Here is a 14,495-nt window from a genome sequence, read left to right as displayed (position 1 = left end):
GGGGCGGGGGCCGGGGGGGCGGGGGGGGCCCCGGGGGGCCCGGGGGGGGGGGGGGGGGGGGGGGGCCCCCCCGGGGGGGGGGGGGGCCCCCGCCGCGCGGGCGCGCCCGGCGGCCGGCCGATCCCGCCTGACGCCTACTTCGGAGAGATGTACGGGGTGGTCGTGCTCAGGGCGTGGAAGCCCAGCCGCTCGAGGATCGGCCGGCTCGTCGGCAACGCGTCCACCTGGAGGTACCGGCAGCCGTGGGCGGCGGCGACCCGGGCCCGGTGGGCGACGAGCGCGCGGTACACGCCGCGTCCGCGCCACTGCGCCACGGTGCCGCCGCCCCACAGTCCGGCGAACCTCGCCCCGGGGGCCAGCTCGACCCGGGCGGCGCTGACCGGTTCGTCCCCGGCGAGCGCGACCAGCGCGACCATGGTGTCGGGCTGCTCGGCGAGCCGCGTCAGGAGCTGGTGCCGGAGCGGTGAACCGTCGGTGCCGAACGCCTGCTCGTGCACGTCCACCACGAGTTCGATGCCCGCCCGGTCCGTGGCGGGCACCACGCGTACGCCGTCCGGCAGCCTCGTGTCGAGGGTCAGCCGGGCGACCTCGCCGATCATCAGCGTCTCCTGCGGCTCCGCGCCGAACCCGGCAGCGGCCAGCCGGTCGCCGAGGTCCGAGGGCCGGTCGTGGCCGTAGACCTTCCACTCGAACTCCCGCCCCTGGGCGGCGAAGAAGTCGACCTGCTCGGCGATCGCACGATCGGCGGTCGCCTCGTCCAGATCCGACCAGAGGACGCCGTTCCACCCCTCGGCGTCCGCCACCTGGCGCACCACCGCGCCCACGCGCTCGATCCGGGCGCCCGGCCCGTCGGGCCGGGCGCCTTCGCGCATGTCGCGGTCGTACAGGGCGAGCACGGTTCTGTGATCCATCCCGGCACTCCACCATCCGGGCACGACGGCGGCAACAGGATTACCCGGTGGCGGCCGGGTGTCCGGGGGCCGGCGGTCAGCCCAGTTCGAGCGTCGTGACCCCGAAGACCCGCTCGCGGGCGTGGTCACGGACCGGGCCGGTGTACATGCGGGCGGTCTCGAACGAGGGCGTGAACCCGGCCTCCTCGGCGAGGGCGACCCCCGCCGTGCTGGTCTCGGGTATGTCGACGGCGACCCGGTGGCCCGCCGCCTCGGCACTGAGGGCGGTGAACAGGGCGCGGGCGTCCTCGGCGGTGTCGGCGAAGAGGGGGCCGATGCGCAGGGTGTCGCGGCCGGGGCGGATCACGCCGTAACCGGTGAGGTGGTCGCCGTCGTGGCGCACGAGCGCCTTGTGCCCGGGGGTGGTCAGCCACGCGGCCACGAAACGCGGCCGGTCGGCCGGGCAGCAGGCGCTGTCGTACGCCGTGACGGCGGCCAGGTCGGCGGCGCGGGCGGGCCGGACGCCGGCCGGGGTCCCGGCGGCGCGGGCCTCGCCCACGAACCGGGCGGTGCGGTGGGCCAGTTCGAAGCCGGACTGACGGTAGTTGTCCTGCTGGGCCACCACGCCGCCCAGGCCGACGGTGCGGCTGCCGGCGTGGGCGAGCGCGGTCTTCCAGGTGGTGAGGCCGTGGCCCTGACCGCGCAGGTCGGGGCGGACCAGGTACCAGCCCAGGAAGGCGTAGTCGGCGCCGTGATTGACGACGGAGACGGCCGACACCGGTTCGCCGTCGATGCGGCCGACGAAGAACCCGTCGGGGTCCTGGGCGAAGAAGGCGGCGGTGTCCGACAGCCCGGGGTTCCAGCCCTCGTCGGCCGCCCAGCCGACGATCACCGGCCAGTCGTCGGGGGTGGCCCGGGTGACGACGAGGTCCTGCGGGGCCGGGGCCGGAGAGGTCATCGATGCGCTCCATTCCGTGACGGGGTCCGATCGCACGGCGACCGGCGCCGCGCGCCCGCAGCATCCTTCCGGATCACCGGGCGCCGCGCCACGACGGGATCAAGCCGTTGACGTGCTGCGTGCGGTTCCGAACGCCGGACCGATCGGTCTGCCGTCCGGCGGTCCACCGGTCGGCCGCTCGGCGCCGGGCGACCCGCGGGAACGGCGGAGGCCCCACCGGTCGGGTCCGGTGGGGCCTGCCGGTGCGCGGTGCGTCAGGCCGCCCCGGTATCACGCCGGCCGGTCAGCGCGTCCGGCCCGGACGGAAGCGCCGGTGCAGGGCGGTCCCGGCGAGCAGCAGCCCCGCGCTGCCCGCCGCGGCGACACCGGTGAGGTCGGTGCCGGTGTGGGCGAGGGTGACCCGGGCCGGCGGCGCGGCGGGATTGTGCGACTTGGGCTCCGTGGGGGTCTTCGGCGGGGCCGGCGGCTTGACGGCGGGCGGCTCCGGGGTGGAGGTCTTCGGCGGGCTCGGGTGGTCGCCGGAGGTGTTCACCGAGGTGTTGCCGGTGCTCGGGTTCAGGGCGCCGACCACGTTCACGCTGTTGCCGCTGACGTTCACCGGGAGGTCGACCGGCAGCTGGATGCCGTTGCCGGAGATCACCCCGGGCGAACCGGTCTCGGCACCCTGAGCGGTCGCGCCGCCGGAGGTGGCCGAGCCGCCGGGCGCGCCGTCGGTGGCGTCGCCGCCGCCCTCGTTCACGCAGGTGTTGCCCGCCGCCGGGTTCAGGAGTCCCACCACGTTCACGGTGTTCCCGCACACGTTCACCGGGAGGTCGACCGGCAACTGGATGCCGTTGCCGGAGATCACCCCGGGCGAACCGGCCGCGGTACCGTTCGCGCCCGCGTCGGCCCAGGCCGGAACCGCCACGGCCATCGCACCGGAGGCGGCAGCGACGGCGATCACACCGTTTCGGGTAACCCGTTTCATAGGTTCCCTGCCTTCCAGACATGATTGCGGGCGCTCGCCCGCAACGGTTAAAACGCAGACGAACCATGTGAGTTATGGCTTATTCACATTTCACCCCATCGAGCGACACTGAACTCGAACCTGCAGCAAAAGTATGCAAGGGCATCAAAAGAGGGTGACTGTGCGGAAGACAGGCGGAAGGCAGGCGCAGAGTAGGGCACCCCGGCCCGCACCGCTCGCCGGGAGGCGGGTCCCGCAGAGCCCGCTTATGGTGGGCGAAAGCCCTGTACCCGGTCCGCCACGGAGCGTCCCTGGAGGCCTTCGATGCCTGCCGTGCCCCGTACCCGGCCCGCCCTGCGGCGCTGCGCCGGTGCCGGCGCCGTAGCGCTGGCGCTGTTCGGCGGCGGGCTGCCCGCGACCACGGCGGCCGAGGCCGGCGGGGAGCAGCCGGACCTGACCCTGTTCTACCGGCAGAAGGTCAGGTGGGCGGCGTGCCGGGACGTGGAGCTGCCGAAGGACATGCAGTGTGCCAGGGTCACCGTCCCCCTCGACTACGCACGGCCGGCCGCGGGCACCCTCGATCTGGCGCTGTCCCGCTACCGGGCGACCGGGAGGTCGCGGGGCTCGGTGCTGCTGAACTTCGGCGGGCCGGGCGGCTCGGGCGTCAGCCAGCTCGGGCAGGACGGCAAGGAGTTCATGAGCCTGACCAACGGCTACGACGTGGTCGGCTTCGACCCGCGCGGGGTCGGCCGCTCCTCCCCCGTCAGCTGCAGCGACGGCACCGGCGACCCCTCGGACGGGGCGAGCGCCGACGAGCCCCCCGACGCCGCGCGTCCGCAGGCCCTGATGAAGGCGCTGAAGCAGCTCACGCTCCGGTGCACGAGGAACTCCGGGCCGGTGCTGTCCCACATAGGCACCGTGAACGCCTCCCGGGACCTCGACGTCATCCGCCAGGCGCTCGGCGACAAGAAGCTGAACTACCTGGGCTTCTCGTACGGCACCAGGCTCGGCGCGGTCTACGCGGCGCAGTTCCCGTACAACGTGGGCCGGATGGCACTGGACGGCGTGGACACGCTGACCGAGTCGCTGGCCGAGCAGGGGGTGGCCGGCGCCCGGGGGCAGCAGACGGCGCTGGACGACTTCCTGGACTGGTGTGTCGCCGACCGGGGGTGCCCGTTCGGGCAGGACCGGCGCAAGGCCGGCGAGGCGGTCGTGAAACTGGTGCGCTCCCTCGACGAGGACCCGGTGCCCTCCGACTTCGGCGGCCCGTTCACCGGCCAGGACCTGGTGGACGCCATCGGGCAGGGGCTCTATGACAAGGATCTGTGGTCGCTGATGGAGCGGGCGCTGGCCTCGCTGGTCGAGGACGGGGAGACCCGCGGGGTGCAGAACCTCGCGTCCGGCGGCTACGCGCTGCCGCACGGCCGCGGACACGGGCGCGGCGGCGGGCTCGTCGGCAGCGCGGACATCCCCGTCGACAACCTGTCGGCCGCGCTGATGGCGATCAACTGCGCCGACGACCCGGACCGGCCGAGCGCCCTGCGGCTCACCCGGGATGTCGCCCGGCTGGACCAGGAGTACCAGCAGGCGTCCCCGGTGTTCGGCCGGTTCCGGCTGACGCAGGTGATGTTGTGCTACGGCCGACCGCGCGGCACGGACTTCATCCGCGACCAGGTGAAGGACGTGCCCTCCGCGCCGATGCTTCTGGTGGGCACCCGCGGTGACCCGGCGACGCCGTACAGCTGGACGGTCGAGACGGCGAAGCGGCTCGGTCCGTCGGCCGTGGTACTGGACAACCGGGGCGACGGCCACACCGGGTACACGTCGTCCAGGTGCGTGCACGGCAAGGTCGACGACTTCCTGCTGTACGGCACGCTGCCGCCCGACGGCAGCTCGTGTCCGGCGGACGGTGACCGCAACTCCGTCACCGACTCACCGGACTGAGACCTCCGCGGGCTCAGGGCTCAGCGCTCAGCGCTCAGCGCTCAGCGCTCAGCGCTCAGGAGAGGGTGAGCTCCGGGTCGTACATGTCGATCCACTGGGCCAGGTCGAGAGTGCGTTCCAGGCCGCGCCGGTCGGCCTGGGTGCTCAGCTCGCTCTGGTGGGCCGCCCGGTCGGCCTTCTCCCGGTCGACGATGTCGAACACCCGGTGGTCGGGCCGGGCGACCAGGTCCTTGACCTGCTCCTGGAGGGCGTGGCCGTACTCCGGGTCCTGGGTTGACGGGTAGGGGCTCTTGACCCGGTCGTACACGGACTGCGGGAGGACGTCCCGGGTGGCCTCCCTGAGGAGGCTCTTCTCGCGGCCGTCGAAGGACTTGAGGGCCCAGGGCGCGTTGTAGACGTATTCGACGAGCCGGTGGTCGCAGAACGGCACCCGGACCTCCAGGCCGACGGCCATGCTCGTCCGGTCCTTGCGGTCGAGCAGGATGCGGACGAAGCGGGTGAGGTGCAGGTAGCTCATGCGCCGCATCTGGAACTCGAAGTCGCTCTCGCCGTCCAGGCGCTCGACGCCGGTGACGGCGGAGTGGTAGGCGTCGGCGATGTAGTGCTCCAGGTCGAGGGACTTGGCGAGGTCCGCGCGCAGGACGCCGGCGTCGTCGCCGAAGTGCCGGGCGAACTGGACGAGCCAGGGGAAGGTGTCGGCGGTGCGCGCCCTCTCGTCGAAGAACTGCAGGTAGCCGCCGAACACCTCGTCGGCGGACTCGCCGGACAGCGCGACGGTGGACTGGTCGCGGACGGCCCGGAACAGCAGCAGGAGCGAGGTGTCCATGTCGCCGAACCCGGCCGGCAGGTCGCGGGCCCGGATCACCCGCTCGCGCACCGCGGGGTCGGCGAGGCTGGCCACGTCGAGGACGATGTCCTGGTGGTCGGTGCGGGCCAGGCGGGCCACGTCGTGCACGAAGGGGGTGTCGGGGGTGGTGCGCAGTTCGTCGGCGACGAAGTTGTCGGTCCGGCCGACGAAGTCGACGGCGAAGCTGCGGACCTTCTCGCCGTGCACGGCGAGCTGCCGGGCGGCGAGCGCGGTCATGGCGGAGGAGTCGAGGCCGCCGGAGAGCAGGGTGCAGCGGGGCACGTCGGCGACCAGCTGGCGGCGCACGATGTCGTCGAGGAGCTCGCGGACGGTGGCGACGGTGGTGTCCCGGTCGTCGGGGTGCGGGCGGGTCTCCAGCCGCCAGTAGGCCCGGGTGCGCAGGCCGTTGCGGTCGACGGTGACGACGGTGCCGGGTTCCACCTCGCGCATGCCGTCCCACACGGCGTGCCCGGGGGTCTTCACCATGGTGAACAGCTCGCGCAGGCCGTCCAGGCCGACCCGGGGGCGGACCAGCGGGTTGGCCAGGATCGCCTTGGGTTCGGAGCCGAACAGGACACCGTCCGGGGTCGGGTACATGTAGAAGGGCTTGATGCCCATGCGGTCGCGGATCATCACGAGCTTGTCGTGGCGGCCGTCCCAGACGGCGAAGGCGTACATGCCGTTGAGCCGCTCGGCGATGGCGTCGCCCCACTCCACGTAGCCGCGGAGCACGACCTCGGTGTCCGAGTCGGTGGTGAACCCGTGGCCGCGGGCGGCGAGTTCGCCGCGCAGTTCGGTGAAGTTGTACGCCTCGCCCGAGTAGACCATCGCGACGATGCCGTCCGGGGTCCGGACGGTCATCGGCTGACGGCCGCCGGGCAGGTCGATGATCGCGAGCCGGCGGTGCCCCAGGGCGGCGGGGCCCTCGCTCCAGGTGCCCCGGTCGTCGGGGCCGCGGCAGGCCATGGTCTCCGTCATTGCATCCAATGCGCGCTGCTCGGTGGTGAGGTCACGGTCGAAGGAGACCCAGCCGGTGATGCCACACATGTGCTACCTCCTGCTGCCGGTCAGCCGGGCAGTGCGCGCCACCTGCGGTTCCGTGGCGCAGGCAATTGCCCGAGCGAACCACTTGTATTCAGCACCTATATAACGAGCGTGCGCCCGGGACCTCGCCCGGTCAACCTGGACGTAACACGAACGGAGTACCCCACCCCCAGTTTCGGACGCGCTTTGCCCGCGCGAGGCCCGCAAAGCCGCCTCACAGCCCACCCCGTCCGCCGCGAACAGGCCAAACGCAAAAAGTTCCCCAAACGGGTCGGCGCCACGGCTTTCGCCGGGCGCCGGTCACCTGGTGCGGTCGGGGGATCGCGCTACGCGGCCGGGGTCAGGAACCGGTCCAGCACCGCCGTCAGCTCGGCCGGCCGCTCCACCGGCAACTCGTGGCCCGCGTCGATGATCCGGACCTCCGCGTCCGGGTAGGCCTTGGCCATCCGCAGCATCTGCCCCACCGGCAGCTGGATGTCGTGGTAGCCGTGCACCATCAGGGTGGGCGCGGTGATCTCACCGGCCCGGTCGAGGACGTCGAAGGCCCGCATGGCGCCGTAGAGCGTCATGACGACCTCGCGCGGAGTGCCGGCGGACGCCCGGACGTACTCCCGGATCTGCTCGCGCGGGTAGCCGGGGGCGAAGGCGCGCTGGATGTTGGCGGCGACGAACAGCTTGAACGGCACGAGGGTCGAGGCCGCCAGCAGCAGCCCGCGGCCGCGGCTGTACGTCATCCGGCCGATGGAGTTGACCAGGACCATCCGCTCGACCCGCTCGGGGTGGGCCAGGGCCAGCGTCTGGGAGATCATGCCGCCCATGGAGTGGCCGACGGGGACGAAACGGTCCACCTCCAGGTGGTCGAGGAGCGCGACCACGTCCTGGGCCAGTTCGGCGACCGTCCCGACACCGGCCCCGGTGCTCTCGCCGTGGCCGCGCAGGTCGAGCCGGATCACCCGCCGGTCTCCGGCGAAGTGCGCCACCTGGTGGTCCCAGCGGTGCCGGTTGGCGGTCCAGCCGTGGATGAACACCAGGGGTGCGGCACCGCCGTCGCGGGGGCCCTCGTCGTCGTACGTCAGTGCCGCTCCGTCGACTTCGAGCTGCGGCATGCGGGCCTCCTGGGGGGCGTGATCCGGTTACTGCCGGGTACGGTAACCGGCCGTCCGGCCCGCCGTCACCGGGCGCCGGGCCTCAACACGGTTACGGCGCACCGCGGATCCGAAGGCGCCGGGGAATTACCCCAAATGCCGCAATGGCGAATCGGTCCTATGGTGCTGATATGGAGCACGCACTCAGTCCTTCGACCCTTGCCGAGCTGCGCCGCCCGCGCCCCTACCCCGCTGTCTCCGTGCTGACGCCGACACACCGTCGTGAGCCGGACAACGCCCAGGATCCCGTCCGGCTGCGCAACGTCGTGGCCGAGGCGAAGAAGCAGCTGGAGTCCGATCCCGCGGTCACCCGGGACCGCCGCTCCGATGTCGTCAGGCAGCTCGAACAGGCTCTCGCCGAGGTCGACCTGACCTACACCGAGGACGGCCTGGTGATCTTCGCCGCGCCGGGCGAGCACCAGGTGTGGTCCCTGGCCCGCAGCGTGCCCGAGCGTGTGGTGCTCTCGGACACCTTCCTCACCCGCAACCTGGTCTCGGCACACGCCGCCGAGCGGCCGTTCTGGGTGCTGTCGATCTCGGCCGACCGCGTCACGCTGTGGAACGGCGGCGTCGACCGGGTCACCGAGAGCCGGGCCGGTGGTTTCCCGCTCGGCCGAAGCCAGGAGAACTTCGACGCCGAGCGCCGGGAACAGATCGGCGACATGCCCAGCACCTTCCGCGACGAGGACACCAAGCACTTCCTGCGGGAGGCGAACACCGCGATGGCGGCGCTGCTGCGTGAAGAGCCGCGGCCGCTGTACGTCACCGGCGAGCAGGCCGCCCTCTCCCTGTGGGAGGAACTCGGCAACGTCGCCAGGCACAGCATCCCCGTGCAGCACGGCGGACTCGCGCACGCCGGCCCGGAGGCCGTGTGGCAGGCGATCACCCCGCTGCTCCAGGCCGAGTCCCGCCGCAGTGCCGCGTCGGTGGCCCGGGAACTGGAGTCCGCGCGCGGTCACAAGACGTTCGCGGCCGGTGTCGACGAGGTCTGGCAGAACGCCCGCGAGGGCCGGGTCCGGCTGCTCGCCGTCGAGGAGAACTACCGCACCACGGTCCGCGACGACGGCGACCACCTGGTCCCGGCCGTGAGCGGCGACCTCGACGCCCGCGACGACATCGTGGACGAGATCGTCGAGCAGTGCCTGGAGACCGGCGCCGACGTCCGCTTCGTCCCGGACGGCACCCTGGGCGACGAGAACGGCATCGCCGGCGTGCTGCGCTACTGACCGGCCCCTCCCCCGGCCGACGTAGGCTCTGGAGCGTGATCGTCGGCCGAGAGGGAGTGTGTGGGCGTGGCTGAGTTGCTGGGCGTCGCGGTGCTGGGTGCCGGACACATGGGTGCCGACCACATACGACGGCTGGACCAGGTGATCAGCGGCGCTCGGGTGGCCGCGGTGGCCGACCCGGACCCCGAGCGCGCCAAGGAGGCGGTGGCCGGTCTGGACGGCGTCTCCGTGCACGCGGATCCGCTGGCCGCGCTGGCCGCGCCGGGTGTCGACGCCGTGCTGATCGCCTCTCCGGGCCCGGCGCACGAGGAGCCGCTGCTCGCGTGCTTCGAGCGCGGGCTGCCGGTGCTGTGCGAGAAGCCCATGGTGCCGGACTCCACCGGTGCGCTGCGGGTGGTGGAGGCCGAGGCGGGGCTCGGGCGCAGGCTGGCGCAGATCGGGTTCATGCGCCGCTACGACGCCGAGTACGGGCGCCTGAAGTCGCTGCTGGACGGCGGCAGCCTGGGCCGACCGCTGATGCTGCACTGCACCCACCGCAACGTGTCCTCGCCGCCCGGCTTCACCAGCGCCATGCTGATCAACAGTTCGGTGTCGCACGAGATCGACGCCGCCCGCTGGCTGCTCGGCCAGGAGCTGACCGCGGTGACCGTGCTGCGGCCGCGGCCCTCCGCGGGCGCCCCCGAGGGGCTGCTCGACCCGCAGCTGGTGCTCTTCGAGACCGACGGCGGCGCCCTCGTCGACGTCGAGGTCTTCGTGAACTGCGGCTTCGGCTACCAGGTGCGCTGCGAGGCCGTGTGCGAGCAGGGCAGCGCCCGGATCGGCGAGGACCACACCATGCTGGTCACCGCGGCCGGCGGCGCCCGCGAGGAGGTCGCCCAGGACTACCTGGTGCGGTTCGCCGACGCCTACGACCGCGAGGTGCAGGCCTGGGTGGACGCCACCCGGCAGGGCCGGGTCACCGGCCCCAGCGCCTGGGACGGCTACGCCTCCTCCGTGGTCGCCGAGGCCGGGGTCCGGGCGCTGGAGAGCGGCGGCCGTACGGCCGTCGGACTCGCCCCGCGCCCGGACCTGTACGCGGACCTCAGCCGCTGACGGAGGCGGCGCCCGTCTCCAGATGGCCGGTGAACCGGCGCGACCAGGTCGCGTCGGAGTCCACCGTGACCGTGAAGTCGTACCAGCCGCCCTGGTACGCGACGGCGTTGAAGTAGTCCTCGGTCGAGGCACCGGCGGCGACCTGGTAGGTCCAGGGGCCGTCGGTGCGGTAGTTGTTCGAGGTGATCGTGAACTTCACCGACGACGAGCCGGTGTTCGCCATCTTGAACCAGATCGCGAGCTTGCCGGTGCCGGGCTCCACGGCGTAACGGGTGCTCACCTCCGCCGACTTGCCGGCCTTGGTGGCGTCGCCCTGGAAGCGGCGCAGGAAGCGGTTGGGGCCGGCCATGCTGATGTCGTACTTGCCGGCGCCGTATCCGGTGCCGATGTTGAAGTAGTCGGAGGCGGTGGAGCCGGCGCCGACCGTGTACTGCCAGGGCGTGGTGTCCCGGTAGGCGTTCGGGTGGATGGAGAGGTGCGCCGAACGGGTCGCCGGGGTGCCCTGGTTGGCCATGGTGAACCAGGCGCGGACGGTGCCGGCGGTCCCGAACTCCAGGTGGTCCAGGTAGCCGTTCGGCTGGTAGGGCAGCGCGCGGGCCGGGCGGGTGCCGGACTCCTGGGCGGGCAGGGCGTTGGTGGTGGGCACCGGGTTGGGCAGCGGGCCGCAGGTGGAGTAGCCGATGACGCCGGTCGCGGGGAGGGACACCGAGCCGTAGACCGGGTTGGCGAAGTCGAAGACGCCGGTCAGGTCGCCGCTCACGGCGCGCCGCCAGGGGCTGATGTTGGGGCAGTTCGCGGGCTTGCCGAGGGCCGCCGTCCAGGTCTCCAGGAAGCGCAGCACCGAGGTGTGCTCGAAGACCTCGGAGGAGACCCAGCCGCCGCGGGTCCAGGGCGAGATGACGAGCATCGGGACCCGGAAGCCGAAGCCGTAGGGCACGCCGTTCAGGAACTCACCGGCGGTGCCGGCGGGCGGGGCCGGGGGCGGCACGTGGTCGAAGTAGCCGTCGTTCTCGTCGTAGTTGAGGAACAGGACGGTGGAGTCGAAGACGTCCGCGTCGGCGGCGAGGGCCTGGTAGACCAGGTTGACGAAGTGCGCGCCGTCGCCGGGCGGGGCGTAGGGGTGCTCGGAGAAGGCCTGGTTGGCGACCACCCAGGAGACCTGCGGAAGGGTGCCGGCGACGACGTCCGCCTTGATCGCGGCGGCGATGTCGTCGGGGGTGGAGCCGGTCACCGCGGGGACGGAGGACATGCCCCGGTCGTGGAGCGGGTTGCCGGCTCCGGCGTTCGCGAAGTTCTTGAAGTACGCGCAGCCGTTGTCACCGTAGTTGTCCTGGGCGTTCTGGTAGACCTTCCAGGTCACTCCGGCGCTCTGCAGGGCCTCGGCGTAGTTCTGCCAGGTCAGGCCGGACTCGTCGCCGCCGTCGTAGCTGGCGGAGTCGACCTTGCCGCTCCACAGGTAGGTGCGGTTGGGGCCGGTGGCGCTGAGGGTGGAGCAGAAGTAGGCGTCGCAGATCGTGTAGTTGTCGGCGAGCGCGTAGTGGAAGGGGATGTCGGCGCGGTCCAGGTAGCCGAGGGACCGTACGTTGCCGACGCCCGCGACCCAGTTGTCGAGGCGGCCCTTGTTCCAGGCGGAGTGCTGGGAGGACCAGGAGTGCGGGAGGTCGCCGTTGCACTGGGCGAGGGTCTCGCCGTCCTTGCCGCCGGCGTCGGGGGTGGCGCTGAGCTTCCACGGGTACTGCCGGCCCGTGCCGTTCGGCTGGTTGAAGACCGGATAGCCGCCGCTCAGGGTGATGCCGCTGCGGTCGGCGAAGCCGCGGACGCCCCTGAGGCGCCCGAAGTAGTGGTCGAAGCTGCGGTTCTCCTGCATGAGGATCACCACGTGCCGGACGTCCGAGATCGTGCCGGTCGCCGTGCTCAGGGCCGCGGCGGCGGCCGCGGTCCGTGGGCCGGCGGCGCCCACCGTCATACCCGCCGCAACGGAAGCGCCCAGTCCCACGAAGCCTCTTCGGCTGATCGGTGTCATTGGCCCCGTCCTCGTCACCGGTGCGCCCGTGCGGCGCACCGCGCGCCAGGGTGCACGGGGCGGTCGGCAGGCTCCGGGCCGGATCGGTGAGGCGGGAGTGAACAAAGGTCAAAGTCCGGGTCGGTAGCGCCCCGTGCGCCTCACACGCCCCCGAAGAGCGTGCTCAGGCCCCGCTCGACGACGGCCTCGACGTCCTCCTGCCCCGGGGCCACCACCTCGTGGCTGCGCTGCAGGAACCGGAACAGCGCCTGGGTGTCGAACTGGAGCAGGGCGAGGCCGTGCGGCGAGTGGAACTCCACGGCCGTACGGCCGGGGCCGCAGGGCCAGATGTGGACGTCCCCGCGCCCGGCCGGGGCACCGATCCCCTGGTCGAGGAGCGAGCGGGCGAAGGTCCAGGTGACCTCCTCGCCGCCGAGGGTGACCTCGGCCGGGAAGTCGACGAAGACGGCCAGCGGATCACCGGAGGTGTACCGGAGCGTGGCGGGCACCGGGATCTCCTCGTCCTCGGCGGTGATCAGCCGGGCGCGGGCGGCTTGCTCGAAAGAGATGTCCATGCCTGTAGGACTCCGGGAGGCCGCCTCGCATGACGCGAAATCCGGACAGAGTTGCCGCGGTTGGCCGAGACCGCGACACTGTGAACACAGAGGCGTCGAACAACCGCCCGAGCGCGACGCGGAGAGCTCACGAAGTCCGCCGAATCACGTAGTCCCACTACGACGTGCGCCCTCACTCGCGTACAGCGTTCATAGGCGTCCGACCAGCCCGTGAAGACTCTGGCATATGCCAGAAGCACCACCGTATCGGGTGTTGCCAAATCCCTTACAGGGCGTCGCAGGCTGTGCAACAGTCGTAACCGGTCCCACCGTCCGCCCTGGCCGTTCAGTCCCCGCATCGGAGTGCGTCATGCCGTCCCATGTCTCCGCGGACCGCCCCGCAGCGCAGCCGCCCGGGCGCGGCTCCGTCGAGGCGTTGATATCGCAGACGCGGCGGCTCAAGGGCGACGTGGACGCGGTGCGGCGGGACACCCGGAGCTCGGGTTCGGACCCCGAGGAGCGCTGGCAGCGGGCCCTGTACGACCTGGCCCTCCATCAGCTCAACGACCTGGACGAGCACTTGGCCCAGCTGCGGGACGGACCCGCGCCCCGGCCGGCGAGCGCGGAGGCGGGGCCCGCCCGCGGCTCCGCGCCCGCCCCTGGCTCGCTGCTCAGCCGGGTCGGCAGCGCGGAGTGGAACCTCCTTACGGACGAGGCGAGTTGGTCCGGCGAGCTGTTCCAGATCCTCGGCCGCGACCCGGCCGCGTCCGCGCTCACCCTCGACGAACTGCCCGCCCTGGTCCTGGACGAGGACCGGCCCCGGCTGACCGCGATGGTCACCGACTGCCTCGTCGACGCCAGGCCGATCGACGGCGAGTTCCGCGTCCTGCGGCCCGACGGGAACGTCCGGACCGTCCACATGATGGGCGAGCCGGTCCTCGACGGCGACGGCGGCACCGCCTCGATGTGGGCGGTACTGCGCGACGTCAGCGAACTGCGGCTCAGCCAGCGCACGGTGCGCGAGAGCCGGGACACGATGCAGCAGCACCGCCGCCGGGCCGAGACCGAACAGCGGCTCGCCGTCGAGCTCCAGGAGGCCGTGCTGCCCCCCGGACGCGGCGCCCTGCGACTGCCGCGCCGGGGGCCGGGCACGCTCGACGTCGCGGCCCGCCACCTGCCCTCGGGGGCCGGAACCCTGCTGGGCGGCGACTGGTACGACGCGCTGGAGCTGTCCGACGGCGACACCCTGCTGAGCGTCGGCGACCTCACCGGCCACGGCGTCTCCGTCGCCTCGGGCATGACGATGCTGCTGGGCGCCGTACGCGGGATGGCGATGGCCGGCACCCGGCCCGGGCAGCTCATGTCCCTGCTGAACCAGCTGCTCGACGCCACCGTGCAACCCGCGCTGGGCAGCGCGGTCTGCTGCCGCTACCGGCCCGCCACCCGCACCCTGACCTGGGCGCAGGCGGGACACCCCGCCCCGCTGCTGTTCCGCGACGGGACGGGGTGTGCGCTCAGCGCGCCGGACGGCGTGCTGCTCGGTGTCACCTCGGGAGCCGGTTACGGGCAGGCCGAAGTGACCCTGGAACCGGGCGACCTGCTCCTGCTGCACACCGACGGAGTGGTGCCCGGGCACAGCGGAGCGGACTCCCTGGACGCGCTCCTCGGCCTGGCCCCCCGGTTCGGGGCGGCGCGCACCGCCCAGGACTGTGTCAGGGCCGTGGTCGAGGAGTTCGGCGAGAGCGGGCGCACGGACGAGGCCTGCGTGCTCGTCGCCAAGGTGAGTGAATAGGCAGGAACGCAGCACAGGGAGGGGCAGCGGGTGCCACCCTGAGGCGATCAGCCGG

11 protein-coding genes are annotated in these 14,495 nt (G+C 72.6%); 4 read left to right on the top strand and 7 right to left on the bottom strand.

Translation table 11 applies throughout. The features are described 5' to 3' along the window. Nucleotides 1–134: 134 nt before the first annotated feature. From ACIQVL_RS36480 to ACIQVL_RS36470, 3 genes are all read right to left on the bottom strand, one after another. Entirely contained in the window at nt 135–911 is a 777-nt protein-coding gene (locus ACIQVL_RS36480; RefSeq protein ID WP_403477475.1) for a GNAT family N-acetyltransferase, read from the bottom strand. Between the two features lie 76 nt (nt 912–987). Beyond that, nucleotides 988–1,848: a GNAT family N-acetyltransferase gene (locus tag ACIQVL_RS36475; RefSeq protein ID WP_403477474.1), complete on the bottom strand. Its 861-nt coding sequence runs from the start codon at nt 1,846–1,848 to the stop codon at nt 988–990. A gap of 283 nt (nt 1,849–2,131) precedes the next feature. Then, the gene (locus ACIQVL_RS36470; protein WP_403477473.1) at nt 2,132–2,815 is read right to left on the bottom strand and encodes a chaplin; all 684 of its coding nucleotides are present in this window, start codon (nt 2,813–2,815) and stop codon (nt 2,132–2,134) included. Nucleotides 2,816–3,118: 303 nt separating this feature from the next. Between ACIQVL_RS36470 and ACIQVL_RS36465 the strand changes: the two genes are divergently transcribed. After that, nucleotides 3,119–4,738, top strand: coding sequence for an alpha/beta hydrolase (locus tag ACIQVL_RS36465; RefSeq protein ID WP_403477472.1), 1,620 nt, complete (start codon nt 3,119–3,121; stop codon nt 4,736–4,738). Nucleotides 4,739–4,793: 55 nt separating this feature from the next. Here the strand turns inward: ACIQVL_RS36465 and asnB are convergent, their stop codons facing one another. Together asnB and ACIQVL_RS36455 are read right to left on the bottom strand one after the other, a co-directional pair. Beyond that, entirely contained in the window at nt 4,794–6,632 is a 1,839-nt protein-coding gene (asnB, locus tag ACIQVL_RS36460; RefSeq protein ID WP_403477471.1) for an asparagine synthase (glutamine-hydrolyzing), read from the bottom strand. Between the two features lie 323 nt (nt 6,633–6,955). Next, entirely contained in the window at nt 6,956–7,735 is a 780-nt protein-coding gene (locus ACIQVL_RS36455) for an alpha/beta fold hydrolase (protein WP_403437486.1), read from the bottom strand. Between the two features lie 170 nt (nt 7,736–7,905). On the opposite strand from ACIQVL_RS36455, the gene ACIQVL_RS36450 reads away from it, so the two are divergent. Further along, nucleotides 7,906–9,000: a chemotaxis protein gene (locus ACIQVL_RS36450; protein WP_403437484.1), complete on the top strand. Its 1,095-nt coding sequence runs from the start codon at nt 7,906–7,908 to the stop codon at nt 8,998–9,000. A gap of 66 nt (nt 9,001–9,066) precedes the next feature. Beyond that, complete coding sequence (locus tag ACIQVL_RS36445; protein ID WP_403437482.1) at nt 9,067–10,092, top strand: Gfo/Idh/MocA family protein; 1,026 nt, start codon at nt 9,067–9,069, stop codon at nt 10,090–10,092. On the opposite strand, the gene ACIQVL_RS36440 is transcribed toward ACIQVL_RS36445, so the two are convergent. Both ACIQVL_RS36440 and ACIQVL_RS36435 read right to left on the bottom strand, forming a co-directional pair. Beyond that, entirely contained in the window at nt 10,082–12,115 is a 2,034-nt protein-coding gene (locus ACIQVL_RS36440) for a phosphocholine-specific phospholipase C (RefSeq protein ID WP_403477470.1), read from the bottom strand. The genes ACIQVL_RS36445 and ACIQVL_RS36440 overlap by 11 nt on opposite strands. Nucleotides 12,116–12,255: 140 nt before the next feature. Next, nucleotides 12,256–12,669, bottom strand: a complete 414-nt coding sequence (locus ACIQVL_RS36435; protein ID WP_403477469.1) for an SsgA family sporulation/cell division regulator — start codon at nt 12,667–12,669, stop codon at nt 12,256–12,258. A 349-nt stretch (nt 12,670–13,018) separates the two neighbouring features. Between ACIQVL_RS36435 and ACIQVL_RS36430 the strand changes: the two genes are divergently transcribed. Further along, nucleotides 13,019–14,440, top strand: coding sequence for a PP2C family protein-serine/threonine phosphatase (locus ACIQVL_RS36430; protein ID WP_403477468.1), 1,422 nt, complete (start codon nt 13,019–13,021; stop codon nt 14,438–14,440). Nucleotides 14,441–14,495: the final 55 nt, after the last annotated feature.

It is taken from the genome of Streptomyces sp. NPDC090499, from assembly GCF_044769305.1.
GTDB lineage: Bacteria > Actinomycetota > Actinomycetes > Streptomycetales > Streptomycetaceae > Streptomyces.
This window is presented reverse-complemented; position numbering and strand designations above follow the sequence as displayed.